Raw genomic sequence first — 24,226 nt, 5'->3', positions numbered from 1 at the left:
GAGAGAGTTATGCAGGCTGATCTGAATACAATCCTGCCGGAAATCACCATTTCCGTCTACGCGATGCTGGCGCTTCTTGGCGCGGTGTATACGAGCAAGGACAAGCTCGCAGGCCTTTTGACCTACCTCACAGCAGGGCTTTTCCTGCTGGTTGCGGCTTGGGTCGGGCTCAGCGACAGTGGAGCAACGACAGCCTTTGGTGGCATGTTCGTTGACGATGCGTTTGCGCGGTTTGCCAAGGTGACCATCCTGTTGTCAGCGGCGGCTGTTCTGGTGATGGGTCTTGGCTATCTTGAACGTCACCAGATGATGAAGTTCGAATACCCGATCCTGATCGCGCTGAGCGTGGTCGGTATGATGGTGATGGTGTCATCAGGTGATTTGATGACCCTCTACATGGGTCTTGAGCTGCAATCTCTTGCGCTTTACGTGATCGCGGCAATGCGCCGTGACAGCCTGCGCTCGACAGAAGCGGGCCTGAAATATTTTGTGCTGGGCGCGCTGTCGTCGGGCTTGCTCCTTTACGGTGCATCGCTGGTTTATGGCTACGCGGGGACGACCCTGTTCGCAGGCATCGTTGCGGCGGCGGGCGAAGGCTTTGCACCTGTTGGTTTGCTGTTTGGTCTTGTCTTTGTCATGGCCGGTCTTGCCTTCAAAGTCAGCGCTGTGCCGTTCCACATGTGGACGCCTGACGTCTATGAAGGCTCACCCACACCTGTGACGGCCTTCTTTGCGACGGCCCCCAAGGTTGCTGCGATGGCCCTGTTTGCGCGTGTGTTGCACGATGCGTTTGGCGGCGTCTCGGCAGATTGGAGCAAAGTTCTTGTGCTGCTCTCGATTATGTCGATGTTCCTCGGCGCGATTGCGGCGATTGGCCAAACCAATATCAAACGTCTGATGGCTTATTCCTCGATCGCCCACATGGGCTATGCGATGATCGGTCTTGCGGCGGGCACGGCGCTTGGCATTGAATCCATGCTCACCTACATGGCGATCTATGTGACGATGAACATCGGCACATTTGCTTTTGTGCTCAGCATGGAACGTGACGGGATGCCTGTGACAGATATCAACGCGCTGCGGATGTATTCCAAGGTCGAGCCAGGTAAAGCGCTTGCGCTGCTTGTTCTGCTCTTCAGCCTTGCGGGTGTTCCCCCTATGCTCGGCTTCTTTGCCAAGCTGGGTGTGTGGCAGGCGGGTATTGAAGCGGACTTGTTCTGGCTTGTTGGCGCCAGTGCTGTGGCCTCTGCGATTGGTGCCTATTACTACCTGCGCATCGTCTACTTCATGTATTTTGGCGATGAGACACAAGGCGCACTCGATGAGAACAGCGCGCCGACGCTTTGGGTTATGCTCATGGGCGCGGCTCTTGTGATGGTGGTTGGTGTGATCAGCCTCTTTGGTCTTGATACAGCAGCAGCAACAGCGGCGGCGGCGCTTGTAAACTGAGCCAGCCAACGCCCTCCAAGTGGCCTGCGGGGTATGATCTTCGCAGCCTGAGCGAAGTTGACAGCACCATGTCTGAGGCTTCTCGTGTTCTTAAGGGGCTGGCTGGCCCTTGTTGGATTTATGCACAAACGCAGACGGCGGCGCGTGGCCGCCGTGGCCGCGCTTGGAGTATGCCTGCGGGTAACTTCAGCGCCAGCCTCGTATTGCCTCGCGCGGGCAGCCCGTCAGATATGGGCTTGCGCTCTTTTGTGGCGTCGCTTGCGCTCTATGATGCGGTGAAAGCCCTTGCGCCTGAGGCGCAGCTTGGCCTGAAGTGGCCCAATGATGTGTTGCTCAACGGTGGCAAGATGGCGGGTATTCTGCTGGAAACAGCCGGCGAGGCGCTTATCATCGGGATCGGTGTCAACCTTGCCCATGCACCTGCTGCGAGCGATGTGGAGGAGGGCGCTGTACGCCCCGTATCTCTGCAGGCCGAGACGGCTGTCACAGTGCTGCCAGAGGATTTTATGGGCTATTTGGCCGAGGCCTTTGCTGTGTGGGAGCAGCGCTTTTCAACTTACGGGTTTGAGCCTGTGCGTGAGGCGTGGCTGTCAAAAGCGGCACGCCTTGGCGAGGTTATCCGCGCGCGGACAATGCGCGAAGAGATGCACGGCACCTTTGAGACGGTAGACGCGCAGGGCCATTTGGTATTAACCAGCGCTGACGGGCGCGTGAGCATCCCTGCGGCGGATGTGTTTTTCTGATGAGGGCTTGAGCCTATGCTACTGGCAATCGATTGCGGCAATACAAACACGGTTTTCTCTATTTGGGATGGCGAGGCATGGCTCTGCACCTTGCGGACCTCGACCCACCATTCGCGCACGGCAGATGCCTATTTCACGTGGTTCAGCACGCTGATTGGCCATTACAAAATCAAGCCTGATATCACCGATGTGGTGATCAGCTCGACGGTGCCGCGTGTGGTCTGGAACCTGCGGGTTTTTGCCGACCGCTTCTTTGACTGCCGCCCCCTTGTGGTGGGCAAGCCCGAGTGCCTCTTGCCTGTTGCGCCTGTGGTTGATCCGGGCACCGGCGTTGGCCCTGACAGGCTGGCCAATGCGGCGGGTTGTTTTGACCGCCACGGTGGCAACGCTATGGTCATCGACTTTGGCACGGCAACGAACATTGATGTGGTGAACGAGGACGGCGCCTATGTGGGCGGTATTATTGCGCCCGGGGTCAACCTGAGCCTTGAGGCGCTGCACCAAGGGGCTGCGGCGCTGCCGCATGTCGATATTACCCAGCCTGAAAAGGTGATTGGAACAAATACGGTTGCCTGCATTCAGTCAGGTATCTTTTGGGGCTATGTCGGACTCATTAAAGAGCTGACAAGCCGCGTGCGTGCCGAATATGGCCGCCCCATGAAAGTAATTGGAACAGGGGGGCTTGCCCCGCTTTTCGCCCAAGGCGAACAACTGTTTGACGCAATTGAAGATGACCTCACGATGCATGGGCTTCGTGTGATACACAACTATAACAAAGAGCAGGGAACTATATGAGCACGGAACGACTAATCTACCTGCCCCTTGGCGGGGCTGGCGAGATCGGAATGAACTGTTATGTCTACGGGTACGGCCCCAAGGATAAGGAACGGCTTATTCTTGTCGATCTGGGCGTGACCTTTCCAGACATGGACACAAGCCCCGGGGTTGACCTGATCTTTCCTGATCTTGCGTGGCTCACAGCGCGGCGCGACCAGCTGGAAGCGGTGTTTATCACCCACGCACATGAAGACCACGTTGGCGCTGTTGGCCACTTCTTTGGCGAGTTGAATGTGCCTGTCTATGCGCGGGCGTTCACAGCCAACATCGCGCGGCGCAAGCTTTCGGAGCATGGCTTTGGCGCAGATACTGTTGAGACTGTCTCGGCCTATCCTGCCAAGGTTGATGCGGGGCCCTTTAAGGTCAGCTTTGTGCCTGTTTCGCATTCTATTCCTGAAAGCTCCTCGCTTCTGATCGAAACGCCTGCGGGCCGTGTCTTTCACACGGGTGATTTCAAGATTGATCACAACCCGATCGTGGGAGAGGCCTTTGATGAGGCGCTTTGGGAAGAGATTTCCAAAGATGGCATCAAGGCGATGATCTGTGACTCAACCAATGTGTTCAGCCCCCATGCCGGCCGCTCCGAGAGCGAGCTTGGCGGCAACCTCACAGGCTTGATCAAGAGCGCCGAGAAGATGGTTGTTGCGACCACCTTTGCCTCCAATGTGGCACGTGTGAAGACTTTGGCCGAAGCGGGCGCCCGTGCGGGCCGCTCTATCTGCCTTATGGGCCGTGCCATGCGCCGTATGGTGGAAGCCTCTGTTGAGACGGGTGTTCTCAGCGACTTCCCTGCGACCGTGTCGATCGAGGATGCCCGCAGCATTCCGCGCGAAAGCCTGATGCTGCTTGTCACAGGCAGCCAGGGCGAGCGCCGCGCGGCCTCAGCGCAGCTGGCGCGTGGCAAGTTCAACGGGATCGAGATGAAAGAGGGGGATATGTTTTTGTTCTCGTCAAAGACCATCCCCGGCAACGAACGTGGCGTGATTTCGATCATGAACCAGTTCTCGGAAATGGGTGTGGATATCATTGATGACAATGATGGTCTCTACCATGTCTCGGGCCATGCCAACCGCCCCGACATTGCGAAGGCGCATGACTTGATGAACCCGCAGATGGTTATTCCGATGCACGGCGAGCACCGCCACTTGCGCGCGCATGCCAAGCTGGCTGAAGAAAAGGGCCGCAAGAGCATTGTGGCTGTCAACGGTATGATGGTCGAGCTCACGGGCAACGCGCCCAAGGTGGCCGAATATATCGAAACGGGACGCCGCTATCTGGATGGCTCCACGCAGGTGGGTGCGCTTGACGGGATCGTGCGGGACCGTATTCGCATGGCGCTGAATGGTCATGTGATTGTCACGGTTATTCTGGATGAAGACGGCGAAGCGCTTGGCGAGCCTTGGTGCGAGCTGATGGGCCTGCCGGAAACAGGGCGCAGCAAAGCGCCGCTGGTTGAGGTTCTGGAAGAAGACCTTGGGCAGTTCCTTGGCCGTGCGGGCAAGAAGACCATGGCGGATGACAGCAAGATCGAGCAAGAGCTGCGCAAAATCGCGCGTCGCAGCGCGTTTGATGAAATTGGCAAGAAGCCTGAAGTCACTGTGATTATCAGCCGCTTGGCCTAAAGAAAAAGCCGCCCCGACCTTATCGGTCGGGGCGGCTTTTTTCATAACATAACCAGCTGCTTAGCTGTCCATGCGCTCTTCAAAGCTCTTGGCGATGAATGTGGGCATGTCCTCTCCCAAGCCAACGGGTTTGCCGTTGTCCGAGCCACGTCCGCCACGGCCAGACTCGCGGGTGCGGGCCGGCTTTTCGGCCTTGTCTTCACGTGCGTCTTTGGCGCGCGTAGGCTCTGCTTTGACTTCAACTTCAGCTTTTGGAGCCTCGGGCGCTGTTTCAGCAACCACTTCGGCCTCTTTGGGAGCGTCTGCCTTGGGCTTGCTGTCCTGTGCCGCCTTTTCACCGCGCGGTTTGCGTGTGCGTGTGCGCTTGGGCTTTTCGGCCTTGGGCGCGTCTTCGGCAGGGGCTTCTGCTTTGGCTTCAACGACCGCCTCTGCGGCTGTTTCGCCGATCCGTGGGATCTGCGTTTTGACCAGTGCTTCGATGTCATCAAGATTGCGCGCATCGCGTGGACTGCAGATCATGATGGCGGTGCCTTTTTTGCCCGCGCGCCCTGTCCGGCCGATGCGGTGGACATAGTCTTCGGCATGGCTGGGGACATCGTAGTTGAACACGTGGCTCACATCGGGAATATCTAGGCCACGGGCGGCCACGTCCGAGGCGACAAGGAAGCGCAAGCTGCCATCGCGGAAGCCCGCGAGTGTTTTCATCCGCTGGGATTGCTCAAGGTCTCCATGAATCGCTGCGGCATCAAGGCCGTATTTCTTCATGGATTTCATGACCGTATCGACATCCATCTTGCGGTTGCAGAAGATGATTGCGTTTTTGCAGGCGTCGCCCTCGGCTGCGATCAGATCACGCAGAAGTTTGCGCTTTTCGGTGCCTTCGCGGTCTTTGCGTGAGGCTTGGAAGATCACCACGGATTGGGTGATGTTCTCTGATGTCGTCGCCTGACGCGCCACTTCGACCCGCTCGGGGTTGGACAAGAATGTGTTGGTGATCCGCTCGATCTCGGGGGCCATGGTGGCCGAGAAGAAGAGGGTCTGACGTGTGAACGGTGTGAGGCTGAAAATCCGCTCGATATCGGGGATAAAGCCCATGTCGAGCATACGGTCGGCTTCATCGACAACCATGATTTGCACACCTGTGAGCAAGAGCTTGCCGCGCTCGAAATGGTCAAGCAGGCGGCCTGGGGTGGCGATGAGAACATCGGCGCCGCGGTTGATCACGGCTTCCTGCTCTTTAAAGCTGACACCGCCGATGAGCAGGGCTTTGTTGAGCTTCACATATTTGGCATAGGCGTCAAAGTTTTCGGCCACTTGTGCGGCGAGTTCGCGCGTGGGGCAGAGCACGAGGCTGCGCGGCATCCGCGCGCGGGCGCGGCCACGGGCCAACATCGAGATCATTGGCAATGTGAAGGAGGCGGTCTTGCCTGTGCCCGTCTGGGCAATGCCCAAGACATCGCGGCCTTCGAGGGCGGGAGGGATCGCGCCAGCCTGAATGGGGGTGGGTGTTTCGTAGCCAGAATCGGCGACAGCTTTGAGAACCTTTGGATCAAGATTCAGATCAGAGAATTTTGTCATGTGTATCCGTTGTTTACGGACACATTTGGCCCGTAGCGTATGTAAGGGGTCAGGCCCGTTTGGCCCAGCCTATCGCTTGATCGACCCCATATACGCTCTTTACGCAAAACTTGTGCAAAGGTCAATCAGCCCGCCTTTTGGAAGGCTCTATGGGCGCATATAGGGCACTATGGGGCGGTTAGGCCCCGCTCGGAAAGTGCTTTTGGCGCGCAGCCTCAAGCGCAAGACTGTGGCTGCGCAAGAGGCCGTGGGCCTTCAGGCGGGCCAAAAGCTCGGGCGTTGCTATGCAGACTTCTTCATAAAACGCTTTCAGCCCTTCGACGCCTTCAGTTTGCTCCAGAGTGCTTAACAACTCGTTTATGGTTAGGCCGCCTGCTGCGCGGGGGCGGTTGGGCTTCAGCTCGGCGCGGTATACGCCGTGGGCAAGGCGGTAGCGGTAGTTTTGCATCCAATGCTCAAAACTGGTGGCGTGCATATGGCACAGCTCGGTGCCGAGCAGCTCTTCCTGCCCCGGGTTTTCAACGCCGTTCAGGTAGACATTGTGAATGCGGTAATCGGCCTCGTCTGCGCCTGTGCGCACAAAGAGCTTGCCAGCCACGTGGCTGAGAAAGCCCCCGTTGAGGTGCGCGCCGAAGGTGGGGTAGATCGCCTCGGTTTCGCGCTGGCGTTGTTTGCGCTCGTTTGTCATCGCCTTGAAGTGGGTTTCGCCTTGCGGGTGCCAGAGGGCCTCAACGGGGCGCACGCGCGCGGCCATGCACGCCGAAGGGAGCGCGGCGAGCTGGGCGCTGATGGGCTCGGCCAGCGGGTAGAGGAACTCGTCCACATCAATATGCGCGAGCCAATCAAGGCCCTCGGCCTTGCGTTTATAGGCGTGGCGGGCATTGGCGCCTTGGCGGGCCTGGTGCTTTTGGGGGCGGTTTTTGCTGCGCCAGTGCGCATCATGGGTGCGAAAGACGCGGAGTTTCGGGTGGCGCTTGAGGGCTGTGTAGGCCTCTTCGTTGTCGTCATCCAGATAGATACAGATGCGCGCGGCACCCAGCTCGATGTGATAGGCGGCGAAGCGCTCTATGTCGGCCAGAGGCGCTTTGACCGTTGAGACAATGCCCCAAGTCATGTGGCGCTCGCGTGGGGTAAGGGCGGCAAAACAGGTACAATCATCATGGGCACAGTTTGCCACCCCAAGTCTGGTTAGGCCATCATTTCCTTTGTCGCGGTGAGGTTGATCTCGGGGTGATCTCGCTCGACGCGGTCGATATCCCACTTGAGGCGCGTCAGATAAACTGTGTCGCCGTCGTGGTCGGTTGCGATGTGCTGTTTGTTCAAACCAACAAACTTTTCAACATCTTGGCGTGCACCGTTAACCCAGCGGGCCGAGGTGAACTGTGAGTTCTCAAACCTGACAGGCAGGCCATATTCCAGCTCGATCCGGCTTGCGAGCACTTCAAACTGAAGTGCGCCGACCACACCGACGATGTAACCCGAGCCGATGCTGGGCTTGAAAACCTTCGCAGCCCCTTCTTCGGCGAATTGCATCAAAGCCTTTTCAAGGTGCTTTGACTTCATCGGATCCATCGCGCGCACGCCTTGCAGCAGCTCGGGCGCGAAGGAGGGAATGTTGGTAACCCGTAAAAGTTCACCTTCGGTTAACGTATCGCCGATGCGCAACTGGCCGTGGTTGGGTATCCCAATGATATCGCCGGCCCAAGCCTCTTCGGCCAGCTCGCGGTCAGAGGCGAGAAAGAGCACCGGGTTGCTGATTGCCATCGGCTTTTTGGTGCGCACATGGGTCAGTTTCATGCCGCGTTTGAAGTGGCCCGAAGCCATGCGCACAAAGGCCACGCGGTCGCGGTGCTTTGGGTCCATATTGGCTTGAACCTTGAAAACAAAGCCAGAAACCTTGGTTTCTTCGGGGGCGATTTTGCGCGGCTCGGCGTTCTGTATTTGGGGTTCAGGGCCGTAGTCGCCGATGCCGCTCATCAGCTCTTGCACGCCGAAGCTGTTGATGGCGGAGCCGAACCAGATCGGGGTCATGTGGCCTTCGAGCACCGATTGGGGCACAAGCTCGGGCAGCAGCTCGCGGGCCATTTCGACCTCTTCCAGCAGCTTTTCCAGCAGGTGTTTGGGCAGGTGCTCGGCGAGGAGCGGGTCATCCAAGCCTTTGATCTTGATAGATTCGCCAACCTTGTTACGGTCGGCGCGGTCCATCAGCTCTAGGCGGTCGTTGAGGAGGTCATAACAGCCCATGAACTCGGAGCCGACGCCGATGGGCCAGCTGGCGGGGGTGACATCAATCGCCAGCATCTCTTGGATTTCGTCAATAATCTCAAAGGTATCGCGGCTCTCGCGGTCCATCTTGTTACAGAAGGTCAGGATCGGCAAATCACGCAGGCGGCAGACTTCAAAGAGCTTCTGTGTCTGGCTCTCAACGCCCTTGGCCCCGTCGATCACCATGACGGCCGCATCAACGGCGGTGAGCGTTCTGTAGGTGTCTTCAGAGAAATCAGAGTGGCCGGGCGTATCCACGAGGTTAAAGCGCAAGCCGTTGAAATCAAACGACATCGCCGAGGCCGAGACAGAGATGCCACGGTCTTTTTCCATCTGCATAAAGTCAGAGCGGGTGCGGCGGGCTTCGCCTTTGGCGCGCACTTGGCCGGCCATCTGGATGGCGCCACCATAGAGGAGGAACTTTTCCGTCAGCGTGGTTTTGCCAGCATCAGGGTGCGAGATGATCGCAAACGTTCTGCGGCGGGCAATTTCAGCGGGAAGCTTCGGGCGGTTTGAAAGGTCTGTAGCCATGAGCGCGCGTATAGGTAACGAATGCTGCTTTGGCAAGAATACATAGCGAGTCCGGGGGGGTGATATGCGTGCACCGGGCGTGCACCCTGCGTGCACCGCCAAAACAGGCGTGCGCTGCTCTTTGAAAACCTTAACGCCTGCCTGCCAGTCTCTGTCAAAACAACGTGAGGTGACACATGGTACAGGCGACAAAAGCGGCGGCAGAGCGCGAGCTGATGCGCGAATTGAAAGAGCTGCAAGAGGCGCTCACGGAAGAGTGGATCGACACGGGGCTGCCTGACAGCTGGGACGGGTTGGAAGAGGCGCAGCCCATCGCGCGGGCCAAGACACGTGTGACGGTGCGGCTGGACGCCGATATGGTGCGCTGGTTTCGCAAGATGGGGCCGGGCTATGGCGCGCGGATCAACCAGATCCTCAGGCTCTACTGGCTGGGGCTGGCCTCGGGCAAGGTGAGCGCCCATTGGGACGGGCAGACGCATCTGCCACGCTTTGAGCGCTATATGGAGCGCAAGATCGAGCTGCAACGCGCCCGATCAGAGCGGCGGCGGGCGGCGCTGTTTGACGATATGGACTAGACGCCGCGCGAGGCGCGCAAGAGCAACTCGGCCGCATCGGGCCGGTTGAGCAGGCTTTGGCCCACCTCGAACTCGCTGTGAGCGCGGCTGGCGTGGCCTGCGAGGGTGCCGCCCAGTGTTTCGGCCACATCGGCGGGCAGGGCAGAGCGCGTGCGCGCCTCGATCAGAAGGGTTTCGGCTGCGATGCCCTCGGCAAAGACGATCTGGTGGGCATCAAAGAGGATCTGGAAGTAGTCGACAAAGCCGCCTTCCTGACGGGTGACGCTCTCGCCATTGAGAAGGTGGCGGGCTTTGAGCAGCACTTCGGCGCGGCCTGCGCCCAAGCGGTCTTCGCGCTGGTAGACAAAGAGGCGGTGATCAGGGGAGACGAGCAGGTCACGCTCGTTGTGCAGCGTGCCTTTGGCGATGTGCACGGGGGCAAACTCGCCCATGGCGCGCACGGTGTGCTGGCCGATCCAGCGGATGGGCTGGGGGCCTGCATCGCGGGTGAGGAGCTTGTCGCCCACCTGTAGTTCTTCGACGGCGCGCTGCTCGCCTGTGGCCAGGCTGAGGCGGGTGCCGCGCGTGAAAGACACGCAGGCCACCTGCGCAAACCGCAAATGCGCGGTTTCGGCATCAATGCCGACAAGGCGGTAATCGGACTTGGGCTCAAGCGGGGCCAGTGGCATGGCGTAGACCTGCGCGACATGGCCCGTGCCATCGACCTCAACCAGAAGCAAGACTTCGATGGGCTGGCTCTGGCTGTCCATCAGGGTGATGCAGCTGTCGAGCACGACTGTTGCCCCGACACAGCCTGTCTCGGTGTTATCGGCCACGCGAAAGTGGCCGTTTTCAAGCGCATGCAGGCTGAGGCGCTGCGGGGCCGCTTCGGGGGCAAGCTGGTAGGAATCATCCAGCATCAGATCAGCGGCAAAGCTGAGATTATCGCCAAGGTTGGCCCCGTTGGACACGGGCAGCATGGCGGCTGGATAGACCTGAAGGGCTTGGGCGGTTTCGCTCATGTAACTTGTTTTCCTCAGCACTTTTGGCAGGGCTATCTTAAGATTGGGGCGAAAGGACGGCAAGCCTGCGGCTCTGCTCTGGCCATTGGGGGCAATTTGGGGTTTTGTGGCGCGCAAACATGAGGGAGACGCGACATGGATTTGGGAATTGCAGGTAAAAAAGCGCTGGTGTGCGCATCCTCCAAGGGGCTGGGCCGTGGCTGTGCCGAGGCGCTCGCCGAAGCAGGGGTAAACCTTGTGATGAACGCGCGCGGCGCGGAGACGCTGGAGGCGGTTGCGGCTGATATTGCTGGCAAATACGGTGTCGAGGTTGTCGCTGTGGCGGCCGACATCACCACAGAAGAGGGCCGCGCAAAGGTTCTGGCGGCTGCGGGAGATGTGGACATTCTGGTCACAAATGCAGGCGGGCCGCCCCCCGGAACATGGACAGACTGGTCACGCGATGACTTTGTCGCGGCGCTGGATGCCAATATGCTCACGCCGATTGCGCTGATGCAGGCGCTTGTGCCGCATATGCAAAAGCAGGGCTGGGGCCGTGTTGTGAACATCACCAGCCAGTCGGTGAAAGCGCCGATTCCTGTGCTGGGGCTGAGCAACTCTGCGCGCGCGGGGCTGACGGGCTTTGTGGCGGGGACATCCCGTCAGGTTGCGCCGAGCGGTGTGACCATCAACAATCTGCAGCCGGGCATTCACGCGACCGACCGCGCAACGGGGCTTGATGCCGGTGTGGCCACGGCGCAGGGCATCAGCCCTGAAGAGGCCAAGCAACAGCGCGAAGCCACCATTCCGACGCGCCGCTACGGCACGGCGGAAGAGTTTGGCCAGACATGCGCTTTCATGTGCTCGCAATATGCGGGCTTCATGGTGGGGCAGAATATTTTGCTGGATGGTGGCGCGGTTAACTCCACGATGTAAGAGATTGCTTTAATTTACTTTTGCGATTTGGGCTTGGCGATGAGCTTGAGGCGCAGAAGGTCTTTGAACACGGCAGTGCCAAAAGCGGCGTTGCCGTGTTTTGCGTCGTCATGGGCAAATTTGTGGGGCAATGTGCCGTCTTTGCCAGCCAGAGCTGTGTTCGGGTCATAGAGCGGCAGGCCATGGGCGCGGATGAGCGCGCTGAGCGCCTCGTTCAGGGCTGCCAAGAGCGGGTTGGGCTGAAACATCGGAGGGGTCACGACCACCAGCGGCGCGGTGGCGGCGATGGTGGCGAGGCCTTCAAGCGCCTCATGGCGGGCCTCTTTGAGCCATGCGGCGAGAAACGCGGGCGAGAGCAGCGATTGCGCCGATTTGCTGGAGGCCGTGGTGAGGCCGAGTTTGGCCATGCGCATATCGGTCTGGAACTGCGAGGCGTGGTAGCCCACGCTGGCCACCACGGGCGCGCCGGATGTGAGCGGGTTCTCTGCGCCGACCTCTTTTGAAAACGCGGCGATGTTGGCGCGGGCGCGGGGGCGCTCGGAGGCGAGTGTGCCATCGGCGCGCAGGCGCACCACACCGTCGCGCCAGACGGCGGCTGATGTGGCATAGCTGAGCGTGTCATAGCCCAGAGCCGTTGCGCCAAGGGCGAGGGCGCGGGCGTGGCTGTCGCCGACCACAATGAGGCGGCTCATGAGCTTGCCCCTTGGTCGAGCAGGATTTCTTCGCAGGCGAGGTCTTCGGCCACGGCCTCGGCCTTGATGGCGGAGCGGCGGCTCGCTTCGGTGGCATTGCCAGCCAGTGTCTTTTTGGAAAAGCGCATGCCGCGGAAGAAATGCTCCATCACCAGCGCCACACCTTCTGGGGCGACCGAGCGCATATTGGGCGCAAAGAACTGCGCGCGCGTCGGCGGGCTCGCGATGATCTCGTAGCTGGGGAAATAGTCGATATCGGCTGCCATTTCTGCCAGATCCCCCGCAACGGCGCGCAAGACCGACTTTGAATATTGCGTGGCGAGCAACACGTGGTGGTCTGTGGCGGTGGCTGTGAGCGGCACAGGCGAGACCGTGAGCAGGAACTTGAGCTCGGGGTTGAGCTTGCGCAGCCCGCGAATGGCGGTGCGCATGGATTTCAGGATCGCGGGGTAGCGGTAGTTTACAAAACGGTGCCGGGCCGCATCATAGGTGCCTGCAAGCGTGCCCGGGCAGAGCGCGTAGGGCTGGCCTGTTTCGGCGTGTTCAAAGCCCTCGGTGAGCCCCATGGTAAAGACAAAGACCTGTGCCTCGCGGGCCGAGCGGCCAAAGGCGCGGGCCGTGGCGCGCAGCATTTCAAGGCAGGTTTCGCGGGTCTCAAACCCGTCAGGCTCGATGGCGGGGCGCAGGGAGTCGCGAAAGCGGCCCTGATCATCTTCCCAGATTTCGATATTGTCACAGAGCGCGGGCGTGCGGGCGAGGGCGACCCAGAGCTCCAGCATCCGCGCGGTGTAGATATTGGCTGTGCGGGACGAGTAGACGCCGTAGCCGAACGTTGCCGCCAGTGCGGGCGAGGCCGAGGCGGGCGCTGGCTCGGCATTGACCCATGGTTTGCCATTGGCCTGCACCGCGCGCGAAATATGCTGCGCAAAACAGCTGCCATAGGTGGCAAAAGCGGCATTGGCGGGAAGCTTCCACTTGGAGCGGAAAAGGCTCTCATAGCCCCAGATGCCCGCATCGGCGACGCCTGTGCGCCAAAACGCCTTGGGCGGCTGGGAAGAATAGGGGGTGTCACTCATACGGCTCAACTTATCACTGGTGGCCACACACGCGGCCTTGGTCTTTTGGGCAAGTGTCGGCCATGGGCTTGCCTGCGTCAAGGCGCGCTTGGCGGCTTGGTGAAGCTTGTGTCAATTCTTCATTCACTTCGTTGAATATGATGGTATACAAATCGGGTTAAATTCAATATCGTGAATAAGATCGAAAATAGGGAGGCGAGATTCGATGACGGAGAACTCGGCAATTAAAGGGCCATCGCGGCGCGCTTTTTTGAAAGCAGCGGCTGCGTCTGTGCCTGTGGCGGCAGTGGCCGGTACGGCGCGGGCAGATGACCCGCTGATTACTGAAGTGCAGGAATGGGCCAGTGGCCTTGGAGCCGGGGTCGATGAGACACCCTATGGCCTGCCGATTGAATATGAGAGCGACGTGGTGCGCCGCACTGTTGAATGGCTGACGGCTGACCAGATCAGCTCGATCAACTTTACGCCCATTCACGCGCTTGACGGAACAATCACCCCACAAGGGTGCGCGTTTGAGCGCCACCACTCGGGTGCGATTGATCTGAAAAAAGAAGACTACCGCCTGATGATCAACGGTTTGGTCGATCAGCCGCTGGTGTTTACATATGAAGACCTTGAGCGCTTTCCACGCGAAAACCACGTGTATTTCTGCGAATGTGCCGCGAATACGGGTATGGAGTGGGCCGGCGCACAGCTGAACGGCGCGCAATATACCCACGGTATGATCCACAACATGGAATACACGGGCGTCACGCTGCGCACGCTTCTGGAAGAAGCCGGCCTTGATGCGGCGGGCGACCTGAAAGACAAGTGGGTTTATGTTGAAGGTGCGGATGCCTCTTCAAACGGCCGTTCCATCCCGATGGAAAAAGCGCTGGACGACTGCCTTGTGGCCTTTAAAGCCAACGGCGAAGCGCTGCGCATGGAGCATGGGTATCCTGTGCGTCTTTGCGTTCCGGGCTGGGAAGGCAACATGTGGGTCAAGTGGCTGCGCCGCATCGAAGTGACCGATGCTGCTGTTGAAAGCCGTGAAGAAACCTCAAAATACACCGACACGCTGGCCGACGGCACGAGCCGCAAGTGGACATGGGAGATGGACGCGAAATCCATCATCACAAGCCCGAGCCCGCAGATGCCTATCAAGCACGGCAAAGGCCCGATGGTTATCAGCGGTCTGGCGTGGTCTGGCCGCGGCGCGGTTACGCGGGTGGATGTGTCAAAAGACGGTGGCAAAACGTGGGAAACAGCCCGCCTTGCCAAGCCGGGTGAGCGCATGGCGCTGACACGCTTTTACCTTGATACCACATGGGACGGGGAGGAAATGTTCCTTCAGGCCCGTGCGATGGACGAGACGGGCTATGTCCAGCCCACGAAAAACGAGCTGCGCGACGTGCGCGGCGAGAACTCGATCTATCACAACAACGGCATCCAGACATGGTGGGTGCAGCCAAACGGGGAGGCCAACAATGTCGAAATTTCTTAAGCTGACAGTTGCCGCCATTGCGCTTGCTGCGGCCAGCAGCCCTGTTGCGGCTGAAAAGCTCGGCCTTGGCCGCGCGGCGACGGATGCGGAGATTGCCGCGTGGGATCTGGACATTCACCCTGATGGCACGGGCCTGCCCGAAGGCTCGGGCGATGTCTGGACGGGCGATGAAGTCTTTGCGCAGCACTGTGCTGTCTGCCACGGCGACTTTGCCGAAGGTGCGGGCAACTGGCCCAAGCTGGCCGGTGGCAAGGACACGCTCGACCACAAGGACCCGTTGAAAACAGTCGGCTCTTACTGGCCCTACCTCTCGACCACATGGGACTATATCAACCGCTCCATGCCATTTGGCGCCGCGCAGACGCTGACGGCGGATGAGGTCTATGCGATTACAGCGTATATTCTCTATTCCAACGATTTGGTTGATGAAGACTTTGTGCTCTCTAAAGAGACGTTCCTGGATGTGGAAATGCCCAATGCTGACGGGTTTATCATTGATGACCGTCTGACAGCCGAGGCGCATTTTGTGCGTGAGCCCTGCATGGAAAACTGCAAGGACGGCGACGTGGAGATCACCAAGAACGTAGTGTTCAAAGGCGATCCGAACTCACCTGATGACCCCACCGCAGAGCCTGCAGCTATGGAAGAAGAAGCTGCGGCCGAGCCTGTGGCTGAAGAGGCTGCCGTAGAAGTTGCAGCGCTGGATATGGCGCTTGTGGCTGAGGGCGAGAAGGTCTTCAAGAAGTGCAAAGCCTGCCACCAGGTAGGTGACGGCGCCAAGAACCGCACAGGCCCGATCCTGAACGGGGTGATGGGCGCCAAGCTGGGGCACATCGAAGACTTCAAATACTCCAAGACGATGGCCGAAATGGGCGAAAGCGGAGTGATCTGGGACGAGGCCAACATGGCCGCCTTCCTTACCAAGCCGCGTGACTTTGTGAATAAGACGAAAATGTCGTTCGCAGGCCTGAAGAAAGAAAAAGATATTATCGCTGTGACGGAATATCTGAAATCATTCTCTGAATAATATCAAACGGGGGCGCTTTTTGGAGCGTCCCCGTTTTGCGATTTGGCGAATCTGTGCCATGATGTGAGCAGGAACCTTTGGGAGGAGGGACTATGCTGACAAGACGGCAGTTTACGCTTTCGAGCGCGGCAGCGTTCGGTTCAGCCAGCACAGCGCTTGCTGCGATGCTTGGCGATGATGGCTTGCACAAGCAGCCTTGGTTTTCTGATACATTTCTAGAGCTCGGAGACGACCTTGCGGCTGCGGCCGACAACGGGCGGCACCTGATGATTTTGTATGAGCAAAACGGTTGCCCGTATTGCCGCGAGCTGCATGAGGTAAACTTCGCGCGCAGCGAGATCAGCGACTATATCAAAACCCATTTTGACGTGATCCAGCTTGATATGTTCGGGGCGCGTGAGGTGGTTGATTTTGATGGGGAGGCGCTGGAAGAGCGTGACCTTGCGGCGAAGTGGGGGGTGAACTTTACGCCCACCACTATTTTGGCTCACAACATGAACAGGGGCGCGCAAAGTATTGGCAAGGCTCAGACATTTCGGATGCCGGGCTACCTGAAGCCGTTTCATTACCTGTCATCGCTGGAGTATGTGGCCGAGGCGAAATTTGAGGGGCAAACCTTCCAGCGGTATTTGCAGGATAAGTTTGTGGAGCTGGAGGAGAGAGGGATTGATCCGGATGTTTGGTAGGGTGGTGACGCTCGCACTTTTGGCGAGTACGGCACAGGCCGAAGAAATTGGCGATGTGGAGCGCGGCGCGAAGGTGTATCACACCTGCACCTCGTGCCACCAGATTGGCTATGGCGCCAAGCACCGTGTCGGGCCGCATCTGAACGGGATTTTCGGGCGAGCGGCAGGTGAATTTTCGCAAGAGTATAAATATTCCAAGGGCTTGCTGCGCGAGGGCGCGGCAGGGCTTGTCTGGGATTTGACCACATTGGACGCCTATATCGAGAACCCGAAGGCGCTTGTGTCGGATACGCGGATGAACTTTCGCGGCATCAAAGAGCCAGAAAAGCGGGCCGACCTTTTGGCCTATTTGCGGACGTTCTCGGACGATCCGTCCAACATTCCTGAGGCGCAGCCAACGGGTGTGCCCAAAGAGGTGGAGCTGCCGCTTGAGATCCTCGCGATTGTGGGAGACCCCGAGTATGGCGAATATCTCGCCAGCGAGTGCAGCTCGTGCCACCAGCAGAGCGGGGCGGATGACGGCATCCCCTCGATCACGCAGTGGCCCGAGGAAGACTTTGTGGTGGCAATGCACGCCTACAAGCGCAAGATCAGGCCACATCCTGTGATGCAGATGATGGCGGGGCGCTTGAGCGACGAGGAGATCGCGGCGCTGGCGGCTTACTTTAAGAGTGTCGAGTAACTGTTCAATAAATAAGGGAGGAAGACCAAATGAAACTCAATAGAAGAGCCTTTATAGGCACAGGTGCCGCAGCGGCCACGCTGCTCAGTGCGCCGCATGTGCGCGCCGCTGGCGGCGGCGCGGGCAAGGTGATTGTCATTGGCGGGGGCGCAGGCGGTGCAACGGCGGCGCGCTATCTGGCCAAGGATGGCAAGGGCGAGATTGACGTGACGCTGATCGAGCCGAGCCGTGCATATTACACCTGCTTTTTCTCCAACCTCTATATCGGCGGGTTCCGCGAGATCAGCTCGCTGGGCCACTCTTATGGCGGCCTGGCCAACGCGGGTGTGAATGTGGTGCATGACTGGGCGATTGATGTGGACGCGGCCGCCAAGACCGTGACCCTCGCGGGCGGCGCTGTGCTGCCCTATGACAAGCTCATCCTCAGCCCCGGTATCGACTTTGTAGATGGCGCGGTGCCCGGCTGGGACGTGAGCCAGCAAAACAAGATGCCCCATGCCTATAAGGCGGGGTCGCAGAGCGAGCTGCTGAAAGCGCAGGTCGAGGCGATGCCTGAGGGCGGTGTCTTTGCGATGGTGGCGCCGCCCAACCCGTACCGCTGCCCGCCCGGGCCATATGAGCGGATTTCGATGGTGGCGCATGTCTTGAAAGAGACAAACCCGACCGCGAAGATTATTGTGGCTGATCCCAAGCCCAAGTTTTCAAAGCAGGCACTGTTTCAGGAGGGATGGGGCAAGCATTACAACGGGATGGTGGACTGGATCGGCGAAGAGTTCGGCGGTGGCAACGTGGAAGTGAACGCCGATGATATGACGGTGAGCATTGATGGCGAGGTCACGAAAGTGGATGTCTGCAACGTGATCCCTGCCATGAAAGCCGGGCGGATTTGCGAGCTTGCGGGCGTGAACGAGGGCAACTGGGCCCCTGTGAGCGGCCACACGATGCAAAGCCGCAAGGACGAGAACATCTATGTGCTGGGCGATGCGACCAATCAGGGCGATATGCCCAAATCGGGCTATTCGGCCAACTCACAGGCGAAAGTATGTGCCATGGCCGTGCGCGGCGCGCTGACGGGGAGCAAAGTGTTTCCCGCGAAGTTCTCCAACACCTGCTGGAGCCTGATTGACACGGATGATGGTGTGAAAGTCGGGGCAACCTATGAGGCGACGGACGAAAAAATCGCCAAGGTGGACGGGTTTATCAGCGCAACAGGCGAAGACGCGGCGCTGCGCAAGACCACTTATGAAGAAAGCATCGGCTGGTATGCGGGGATCACCGCAGACATGTTCGGGGCGTAGCAGGGCTTCGGACTGTGCTTGCGCACAGTCCGACCAGGCGAGGGGGGCCAGCCCCCCTCGCGCTCCCCCCGGGATATTTGGGGCAAAAAGAAAGACCTGGTGATTGGGCGGCTCTCTCGTTGGAGGGGCTTAGCTCCAGCTGACGCGGTAGCTGCGCGGGGTGCGCCCGTAGCGTTCTTTGAAGCGCTTGGTGAAGTGGTTTGAAGAGGAGAACCCCGTCGCGACGGCGACATCGGCCACTGTCATATTGGTTTCTTTGAGGTAGGCGAGCGCGCGGGCGAGGCGGATTTCGAGGTAGCAATGCATGGGTGGCTGGCCGATGTGGCGCAGAAACAGCCGCTCGATCTGGCGGCGCGAGACGCCGAGGCGTGTGCAGATATCAGACATGGAGAGCGGGTCTTCGACCTCTTCGCGCATGAGCTCAAGCGCGGCCAGCAGGTGCGGGTTGCGCGAGCCGATGGCGGCAGAGGAGGCCGTTGTCTGGGACGACTTGGAGCTGGTGGCGCGCCCGTGCAGGCACATATCGGCCACGACGGCGGCCAGCTTGGGGCCATGGCGGCGCTCCATCAGGGCGAGCATCATATCAATGCTGGCGTTGCCGCCTCCGCAGGTGATGAGGCCACGGTCGATTTCGTAGAGGCGGTCTGTCGGGGACAGATCGGGGTAGTCTTCGCGAAAGCGCTGCTGGTTTTCCCAATGGAGGGTGAAATACTGGTCTTTGATCTGGCCTGTGGCGGCCAGTGCGAATGTGCCTGTGCAGATGCCGCCAAAGCGGCGGCCAAAGCGGGCCTCGCGGCGGATCCAGGCCAGAACGGGGGCCGAGATGTTGCGCTCGGGCTCAACCCCGCCACAGACAAAGCACTGTGCGCCTGCGGGCAGGCTTTCGAGGGGTTTGTCAGGGGTGATGCGCATCCCGTTGGAGCAGGTGACGGGCGCGCCTGTTTCGCTGAGCGTATACCAGTTGTAGAGCGGTTTTTCTGTGATCTGGTTGGCGATGCGCAGCGGCTCGATGGCTGCGGCCACGGCGAGCATGGTGGTTTTGGGCAGAAGCAGAAAGTGGAACGTGTCTGTCTGGCCATCAAACTCGACATCAAAATGTGCCGAGGAGCCTTTCTCGACAAAGGAGCGGGGCGTGTCGGACATGGGCGGCTCCTGTGTTGGCGGCGTGACAGCTCGCTTTATACCACAATCGTGACTGCGCCAAGAAGACCTTGAGGGCAAAAACGGGCCATCGGGCCTTGCAGCCCTTTGAGCGCACCACTAAGACTCTGTTAGCAATGATCCGATATAGCTCGGATCAGACCCAAAGAGCAGGCAGGATACGATGACAGACCCGTTTGAAACATACATGAATACGCTTGTGCCTATGGTGGTTGAGCAGACGAGCCGTGGCGAGCGCGCCTATGACATCTTTTCGCGCCTTCTCAAAGAGCGCATCATTTTTCTGAACGGCCCTGTGCACGACGGGATGAGCAGCCTGATTGTGGCGCAGCTTTTGCACCTTGAGGCGGAAAACCCCTCAAAAGAGATCAGCATGTATATCAACTCGCCCGGTGGCGTGGTGACAAGCGGTCTGTCGATCTATGACACGATGCAATACATCAAGCCCAAGGTTTCGACCCTTGTGATCGGGCAGGCGGCCAGCATGGGCTCGCTTTTGCTGACAGCCGGCGAAAAGGGCATGCGCTTTAGCCTCCCCAACAGCCGTGTGATGGTGCACCAGCCCTCGGGCGGCTACCAAGGGCAGGCCAGCGATATTATGATCCACGCTGAAGAGACGCTGAAACTGAAGCGCCGCCTCAACGAGATCTATGTGCACCACACGGGCCAGAAGCTGGCCGATGTGGAAGCCGCGCTTGAGCGTGACAAGTTTATGAGCCCTGAAGAGGCCAAGGACTGGGGCTTGATTGACGAGATCGTCACCAACCGCGATAAATCGGGTGATGATGAGGCCTGACCTCTGCACGGGGTGAGGCGAATTTGAGATTGTGGCGGGGCGCTGGCTGACCTAAGCTAGCCCTCCAGCACCAAGCGTTCGGGCAAGACAGCGCCCGACACGCGAGATACGAAGGCCAGAAAGGGCGAACTGATGTCGAGTAATTCAGGCGGTGACAGCAAGAACACGCTCTATTGCAGCTTTTGCGGCAAGAGCCAGCATGAGGTGCGCAAGCTGATTGCGGGGCCGACCGTTTTTATCTGTGATGAATGCGTCGAGCTGTGCATGGATATCATTCGCGAAGAGACAAAAGGCTCCAGCCTGAAGTCGAGCGAAGGGGTGCCAACGCCACAAGAAATCTGTGGTGTGCTGGATGATTATGTCATCGGGCAAGCGACAGCCAAGCGCGTGCTCTCTGTGGCTGTGCACAACCATTACAAACGCCTCAACCACGCCCAGAAGGGCGGGGACATCGAGCTGTCAAAATCAAACATCCTGCTGATCGGCCCGACGGGCTGCGGCAAGACCTTGCTGGCGCAAACGCTGGCGCGGATTCTGGATGTGCCGTTTACCATGGCCGATGCGACGACGCTGACAGAGGCGGGGTATGTGGGCGAGGATGTGGAAAACATCATCCTCAAGCTTTTGCAGGCCAGCGAATACAATGTTGAAAAAGCGCAGCGCGGGATTGTCTATATCGACGAAGTCGACAAGATCACGCGCAAGTCTGAAAACCCTTCAATCACCCGTGACGTTTCGGGCGAGGGGGTGCAGCAGGCGCTTTTGAAGCTGATGGAAGGCACGGTAGCCTCTGTGCCGCCGCAGGGCGGGCGCAAGCATCCACAGCAGGAGTTCCTGCAAGTGGACACGACCAACATCCTCTTCATCTGCGGCGGTGCTTTTGCGGGCCTTGACCGCATCATCAAGCAGCGCGGCAAAGGCTCGGCCATGGGCTTTGGCGCCGATGTGCGCGACGAAAGCCTTGTCGGCATCGGCGAGACGTTCAAGTCACTTGAGCCGGAAGATCTGCTCAAGTTCGGTCTGATCCCCGAGTTTGTGGGCCGTCTGCCTGTTTTGGCAACCTTGGAAGACCTCGACGAAGACGCGCTTGTGACGATTTTGACAGAGCCGAAGAACGCTCTGGTGAAGCAATACCAGCGCCTCTTTGAGATCGAGGGCGCCGAGCTGACGTTTACCGACGATGCGCTGAAAGCGATCGCGCGCCGTGCGATTGAACGCAAGACAGGCGCGCGCGGTCTGCGCTCTATTCTTGAAGATATCCTGCTGGATACGATGTTTGACTTGCCGGGCCTTGAGAACGTGCAAGAAGTCGTTGTGAACGAAGAGGCTGTGACCTCGGATGCGCAGCCGCTGATCATCTATGCAGACCAGAAGAAAAAAGAAGGCGCTGCAAGCTAAGGCTTGGACGTTTTTTGAGAGATGAAGCCCCGCAGCCTGAAAAAGGCGCGGGGCTTTTTCATTTGGGAGCGGCTCAAACGGGGCGGAAGCCTGCGCCCAAAAGCGCCTGAACACGGGCTTTGGGGAAGTTTTCCCAAGAGCTATCTGGAGCGCTTATAAAGCCGGCCTTGTGCAGCGCGGCTTGCAAGCTGGGAAAGTCGATCTCGCCAATGGCGTGGCGGGCTTTTGTCTCGCCTTCAGGCATCCAGCTGCGCACGAGGGCGTCAACGCTATGGGCTGTGACCCCTGCAAAGGCGTGCAGGTGGCTCTCGATGTAGTGCGTGGCCGAAGAGCGGCGGCGCACGACAATGGCGAGCTTTTGCTGCGGGCCCATCACCATCGCCGCCATATGAATGGCAGAGCCTTCTGCGGCGATGATGTGCTTGGCGGCTTTGTAGCGCGCGATTTGTGTTTTGATATCATGCTCTTGCGGGTGAAATATTTCATAGCCCTGCGCGGCCAGATGCGCCTCTAGCTCGGTCTCGCCCACAAGAGAGCCTTTGCGAAACTCGAATTTGGAACGGGAGATATAGAGCTTTTCGGGACCTTCGGGCGCGATCTCTGTACCAAAAGAGCTGGCGATGAAGCTGCGGAACTCGGGCGTGCCCCGTGTGATCGCGCCGAGGCCGAAGCCTTGGCCCGGGATGATCAGGCGCTCGACCTCTGTTGGCGTGGTCGCCACATGAAGCGGCAGGTTTGGCGCGATTTCGGCAAAGAACTTGCGCTGCCAGCCTTTGATGAGCCCGCCATTGCGGGGGCGCTTTGGGGTAAAGATGATGCCATCGATCTGGCCTGCATAGGCCCCGAGCCCCCAGAGGCGGGGGGTACTTTCGGCCAGAAAATGCCCGAAGTGCAGCCAGAGCTGCCCGCCCCAGAGCCAAGTGCCAGCCAGCTTTTGTGGCGTCTCTTGAGGCATTGCAGGGGCTTCTGTGAGCGGGCGGCTGCGGCGCCAGAGCGCGCTTTGCGGCAGGTAGTCGCCCTGTGCTGTTAGCACGCCTGTGGGCTGCACGAGGCCCGGAACAGCCGGGGGCACAACGATCGCGCCCTCAATTGCGGTCAGCTTGCGCGACCAGCCTGTTTCTGGGTCGGGGGCTGTGTGGGGCGCGTCGGGGCCGCGCAGGCAGGTCCAGACCAAGCGGGTGCTCACCTCGTTGACCTTGGAAAACCCCGCCTTGCGCAGGATATCCTTGCATTCGCGCATCCCGTCTTTGCCGTAGGCTTCGGGGTGAAATTCAAGCACGATGGCGCGGATGCCCTCGAGGTTGGCGTGGCGCAAAAAGGCCAGTTCGCCGCCTTCGATATCCATCAGCAGCACGGTGGGTTTGAAGCGTTTGCGCAGAGGCTCAAAGCGGGTTGTTGGCACGCTCACAGCGGTTGTGTCACGCGCTGCTGTGTCTGTGAGAGAGGAGCCAAGGAAGCTGCTGCGCAAGAAAAAGTCAACGCTTTCAGGCGGTTCTGGTTCTGTGAGTAAGACTTTGTTGTGCAGCCTGATTTTGGATTTGATCCGGTTGAGCGCATAGAGCGCCTTGATGTGGGGGATCATGTTGGGGTTGGCCTCAAAAGAGACCATCGCGGCGGGGCGTGTGTTGAGCTGGGTGACAGCGCCGACAATTCCGAGGCCTGCGCCCATCTCGATGACGCGGTCGTCACGCGTTATGACATGAAGCGCCCCTGCGATCTCCTGACCCTCGTAGCGCGCGGCATTGATGCGCGCGATGCGGGTCTCTGTGAGGTAGGGGGACGCGGGCACCTTGACGCCCAGACACTCGGCGACAGGCGGGGAACTTATTGTACTCGTCATAATTTGTGCGGCTCGATTACTTATGTTTTGCCGAGCGTAACAAAATCGCCGTGGCGGAGCTATGGCTTTGAGCGGAGTGTCGCGAAGTTTTCGTGCTTTGGTGGCTTTGGGGCCAAGCGAGGCTGGACGTTGGCTGCAAATTGGGCCATATCTGACCCAAGAATTGCGGAGGCTCTCATGGGCATTTTGAAGAAAATTTTGCGGGTTGCCACTTGGTGGAACGGCTCGACACTGAACACCCAGTTTTACAGCTGGCGCAAAGGCCAGCCTGTGGGCGAAGACAGCCAGGGCAACAAGTTCTTTGAAACCCGCGACGGCAAGCGCCGTTGGGTGATGTTTAACGGGACAGTCGAGGCCAGCCGCGTGGACGCGGAATGGCATGGCTGGCTGCACCACACCTATAAAGAGCCGCCTACAAAAGCGCCTTTGGTGCGTAAGGCTTGGGAAAAGCCGCATGAGCAAAACCACACAGGTACGCCACTGGCCTATGCGCCAGAAGGCTCGCTGCGCCGCGCAGAGCCGAAGGAGCGTCGTGATTACGAGGCTTGGGTTCCTGAGTAAGGGTGGCTGG

At 59.3% G+C, this 24,226-nt stretch carries 22 protein-coding genes; 14 read left to right on the top strand and 8 right to left on the bottom strand.

Annotated elements, in window-relative coordinates:
- The first annotated feature begins 9 nt into the window (after positions 1-9).
- From nuoN to ACTG3X_RS04055, 4 genes are read left to right on the top strand one after another with little or no spacing between them, the layout of a single operon-like run.
- Entirely contained in the window at positions 10-1,449 is a 1,440-nt protein-coding gene (nuoN, locus tag ACTG3X_RS04070; RefSeq protein ID WP_439109959.1) for an NADH-quinone oxidoreductase subunit NuoN, read from the top strand.
- Positions 1,446-2,192, top strand: coding sequence for a biotin--[acetyl-CoA-carboxylase] ligase (locus tag ACTG3X_RS04065; RefSeq protein ID WP_439110111.1), 747 nt, complete (start codon positions 1,446-1,448; stop codon positions 2,190-2,192). Before nuoN ends, ACTG3X_RS04065 begins: the two co-directional genes overlap by 4 nt.
- Before the next feature lie 15 nt (positions 2,193-2,207).
- Positions 2,208-2,987 carry a type III pantothenate kinase gene (locus ACTG3X_RS04060; protein ID WP_439109958.1) on the top strand — a complete coding sequence of 260 codons (780 nt, stop codon included), beginning with the start codon at positions 2,208-2,210 and terminating at the stop codon, positions 2,985-2,987.
- The gene (locus tag ACTG3X_RS04055; RefSeq protein WP_439109957.1) at positions 2,984-4,651 is read left to right on the top strand and encodes a ribonuclease J; all 1,668 of its coding nucleotides are present in this window, start codon (positions 2,984-2,986) and stop codon (positions 4,649-4,651) included. Before ACTG3X_RS04060 ends, ACTG3X_RS04055 begins: the two co-directional genes overlap by 4 nt.
- A 60-nt stretch (positions 4,652-4,711) precedes the next feature.
- On the opposite strand, the gene ACTG3X_RS04050 is transcribed toward ACTG3X_RS04055, so the two are convergent.
- The 3 genes from ACTG3X_RS04050 to ACTG3X_RS04040 all read right to left on the bottom strand — a co-directional run bounded on the left by ACTG3X_RS04050 (position 4,712) and on the right by ACTG3X_RS04040 (position 9,025).
- A complete protein-coding gene (locus ACTG3X_RS04050) occupies positions 4,712-6,229 on the bottom strand; it encodes a DEAD/DEAH box helicase (protein ID WP_439109956.1) in 1,518 nt (505 codons plus the stop codon).
- Positions 6,230-6,407: 178 nt separating this feature from the next.
- Positions 6,408-7,343, bottom strand: coding sequence for a glycosyltransferase family 2 protein (locus ACTG3X_RS04045; RefSeq protein WP_439109955.1), 936 nt, complete (start codon positions 7,341-7,343; stop codon positions 6,408-6,410).
- Positions 7,344-7,417: 74 nt separating this feature from the next.
- On the bottom strand, positions 7,418-9,025 hold the full coding sequence (locus ACTG3X_RS04040; RefSeq protein WP_439109954.1) for a peptide chain release factor 3: 1,608 nt from the start codon (positions 9,023-9,025) through the stop codon (positions 7,418-7,420).
- 176 nt (positions 9,026-9,201) lie between these two features.
- Between ACTG3X_RS04040 and ACTG3X_RS04035 the strand changes: the two genes are divergently transcribed.
- On the top strand, positions 9,202-9,600 hold the full coding sequence (locus ACTG3X_RS04035; RefSeq protein WP_439109953.1) for a BrnA antitoxin family protein: 399 nt from the start codon (positions 9,202-9,204) through the stop codon (positions 9,598-9,600).
- Here the strand turns inward: ACTG3X_RS04035 and ACTG3X_RS04030 are convergent.
- Positions 9,597-10,601, bottom strand: a complete 1,005-nt coding sequence (locus tag ACTG3X_RS04030) for a Hint domain-containing protein (RefSeq protein ID WP_439109952.1) — start codon at positions 10,599-10,601, stop codon at positions 9,597-9,599. The two genes, ACTG3X_RS04035 and ACTG3X_RS04030, sit on opposite strands and share 4 nt — an antisense overlap.
- A gap of 135 nt (positions 10,602-10,736) precedes the next feature.
- Here ACTG3X_RS04030 and ACTG3X_RS04025 point away from each other — a divergent pair, with 135 nt between their 5' ends.
- On the top strand, positions 10,737-11,516 hold the full coding sequence (locus ACTG3X_RS04025; protein ID WP_439109951.1) for an SDR family oxidoreductase: 780 nt from the start codon (positions 10,737-10,739) through the stop codon (positions 11,514-11,516).
- Between the two features lie 14 nt (positions 11,517-11,530).
- Here the strand turns inward: ACTG3X_RS04025 and ACTG3X_RS04020 are convergent, their stop codons facing one another.
- Together ACTG3X_RS04020 and ACTG3X_RS04015 are read right to left on the bottom strand one after the other, a co-directional pair.
- Positions 11,531-12,208 (bottom strand): hypothetical protein, encoded by a 678-nt coding sequence (locus ACTG3X_RS04020; RefSeq protein WP_439109950.1) that lies wholly within the window; start codon positions 12,206-12,208, stop codon positions 11,531-11,533.
- On the bottom strand, positions 12,205-13,311 hold the full coding sequence (locus ACTG3X_RS04015) for a GSCFA domain-containing protein (protein WP_439109949.1): 1,107 nt from the start codon (positions 13,309-13,311) through the stop codon (positions 12,205-12,207). The genes ACTG3X_RS04020 and ACTG3X_RS04015 overlap by 4 nt, the downstream gene beginning before the upstream one ends.
- A gap of 178 nt (positions 13,312-13,489) precedes the next feature.
- On the opposite strand from ACTG3X_RS04015, the gene soxC reads away from it, so the two are divergent.
- The 5 genes from soxC (at position 13,490) to ACTG3X_RS03990 (ending at position 18,460) form a co-directional block, all read left to right on the top strand.
- Positions 13,490-14,767, top strand: a complete 1,278-nt coding sequence (gene soxC / locus ACTG3X_RS04010) for a sulfite dehydrogenase (protein WP_439109948.1) — start codon at positions 13,490-13,492, stop codon at positions 14,765-14,767.
- A complete protein-coding gene (locus ACTG3X_RS04005) occupies positions 14,751-15,794 on the top strand; it encodes a c-type cytochrome (RefSeq protein WP_439109947.1) in 1,044 nt (347 codons plus the stop codon). Before soxC ends, ACTG3X_RS04005 begins: the two co-directional genes overlap by 17 nt.
- A 92-nt stretch (positions 15,795-15,886) precedes the next feature.
- A complete protein-coding gene (locus ACTG3X_RS04000; protein WP_439109946.1) occupies positions 15,887-16,480 on the top strand; it encodes a thioredoxin family protein in 594 nt (197 codons plus the stop codon).
- Positions 16,470-17,162: a c-type cytochrome gene (locus ACTG3X_RS03995; protein ID WP_439109945.1), complete on the top strand. Its 693-nt coding sequence runs from the start codon at positions 16,470-16,472 to the stop codon at positions 17,160-17,162. The genes ACTG3X_RS04000 and ACTG3X_RS03995 overlap by 11 nt, the downstream gene beginning before the upstream one ends.
- Before the next feature lie 29 nt (positions 17,163-17,191).
- On the top strand, positions 17,192-18,460 hold the full coding sequence (locus ACTG3X_RS03990) for an FCSD flavin-binding domain-containing protein (RefSeq protein WP_439109944.1): 1,269 nt from the start codon (positions 17,192-17,194) through the stop codon (positions 18,458-18,460).
- A gap of 129 nt (positions 18,461-18,589) precedes the next feature.
- Here the strand turns inward: ACTG3X_RS03990 and ACTG3X_RS03985 are convergent, their stop codons facing one another.
- A complete protein-coding gene (locus ACTG3X_RS03985; RefSeq protein WP_439109943.1) occupies positions 18,590-19,603 on the bottom strand; it encodes a GlxA family transcriptional regulator in 1,014 nt (337 codons plus the stop codon).
- A 181-nt stretch (positions 19,604-19,784) separates the two neighbouring features.
- On the opposite strand from ACTG3X_RS03985, the gene ACTG3X_RS03980 reads away from it, so the two are divergent.
- Both ACTG3X_RS03980 and clpX read left to right on the top strand, forming a co-directional pair.
- Positions 19,785-20,417: an ATP-dependent Clp protease proteolytic subunit gene (locus ACTG3X_RS03980; protein ID WP_439109942.1), complete on the top strand. Its 633-nt coding sequence runs from the start codon at positions 19,785-19,787 to the stop codon at positions 20,415-20,417.
- 132 nt (positions 20,418-20,549) lie between these two features.
- Positions 20,550-21,815, top strand: coding sequence for an ATP-dependent Clp protease ATP-binding subunit ClpX (clpX, locus tag ACTG3X_RS03975; protein WP_439109941.1), 1,266 nt, complete (start codon positions 20,550-20,552; stop codon positions 21,813-21,815).
- A gap of 73 nt (positions 21,816-21,888) precedes the next feature.
- On the opposite strand, the gene ACTG3X_RS03970 is transcribed toward clpX, so the two are convergent.
- Positions 21,889-23,655: an FkbM family methyltransferase gene (locus ACTG3X_RS03970; RefSeq protein ID WP_439109940.1), complete on the bottom strand. Its 1,767-nt coding sequence runs from the start codon at positions 23,653-23,655 to the stop codon at positions 21,889-21,891.
- 177 nt (positions 23,656-23,832) lie between these two features.
- On the opposite strand from ACTG3X_RS03970, the gene ACTG3X_RS03965 reads away from it, so the two are divergent.
- Positions 23,833-24,216 carry an NADH:ubiquinone oxidoreductase subunit NDUFA12 gene (locus ACTG3X_RS03965; RefSeq protein ID WP_439109939.1) on the top strand — a complete coding sequence of 128 codons (384 nt, stop codon included), beginning with the start codon at positions 23,833-23,835 and terminating at the stop codon, positions 24,214-24,216.
- The last annotated feature ends 10 nt before the right edge of the window (positions 24,217-24,226 follow it).

This window comes from Lentibacter sp., assembly GCF_965658795.1.
Lineage (GTDB): Bacteria > Pseudomonadota > Alphaproteobacteria > Rhodobacterales > Rhodobacteraceae > Lentibacter.
Note: the sequence above shows the minus strand (reverse complement) of the source record. Positions and strands in the feature narration are given on the sequence as shown.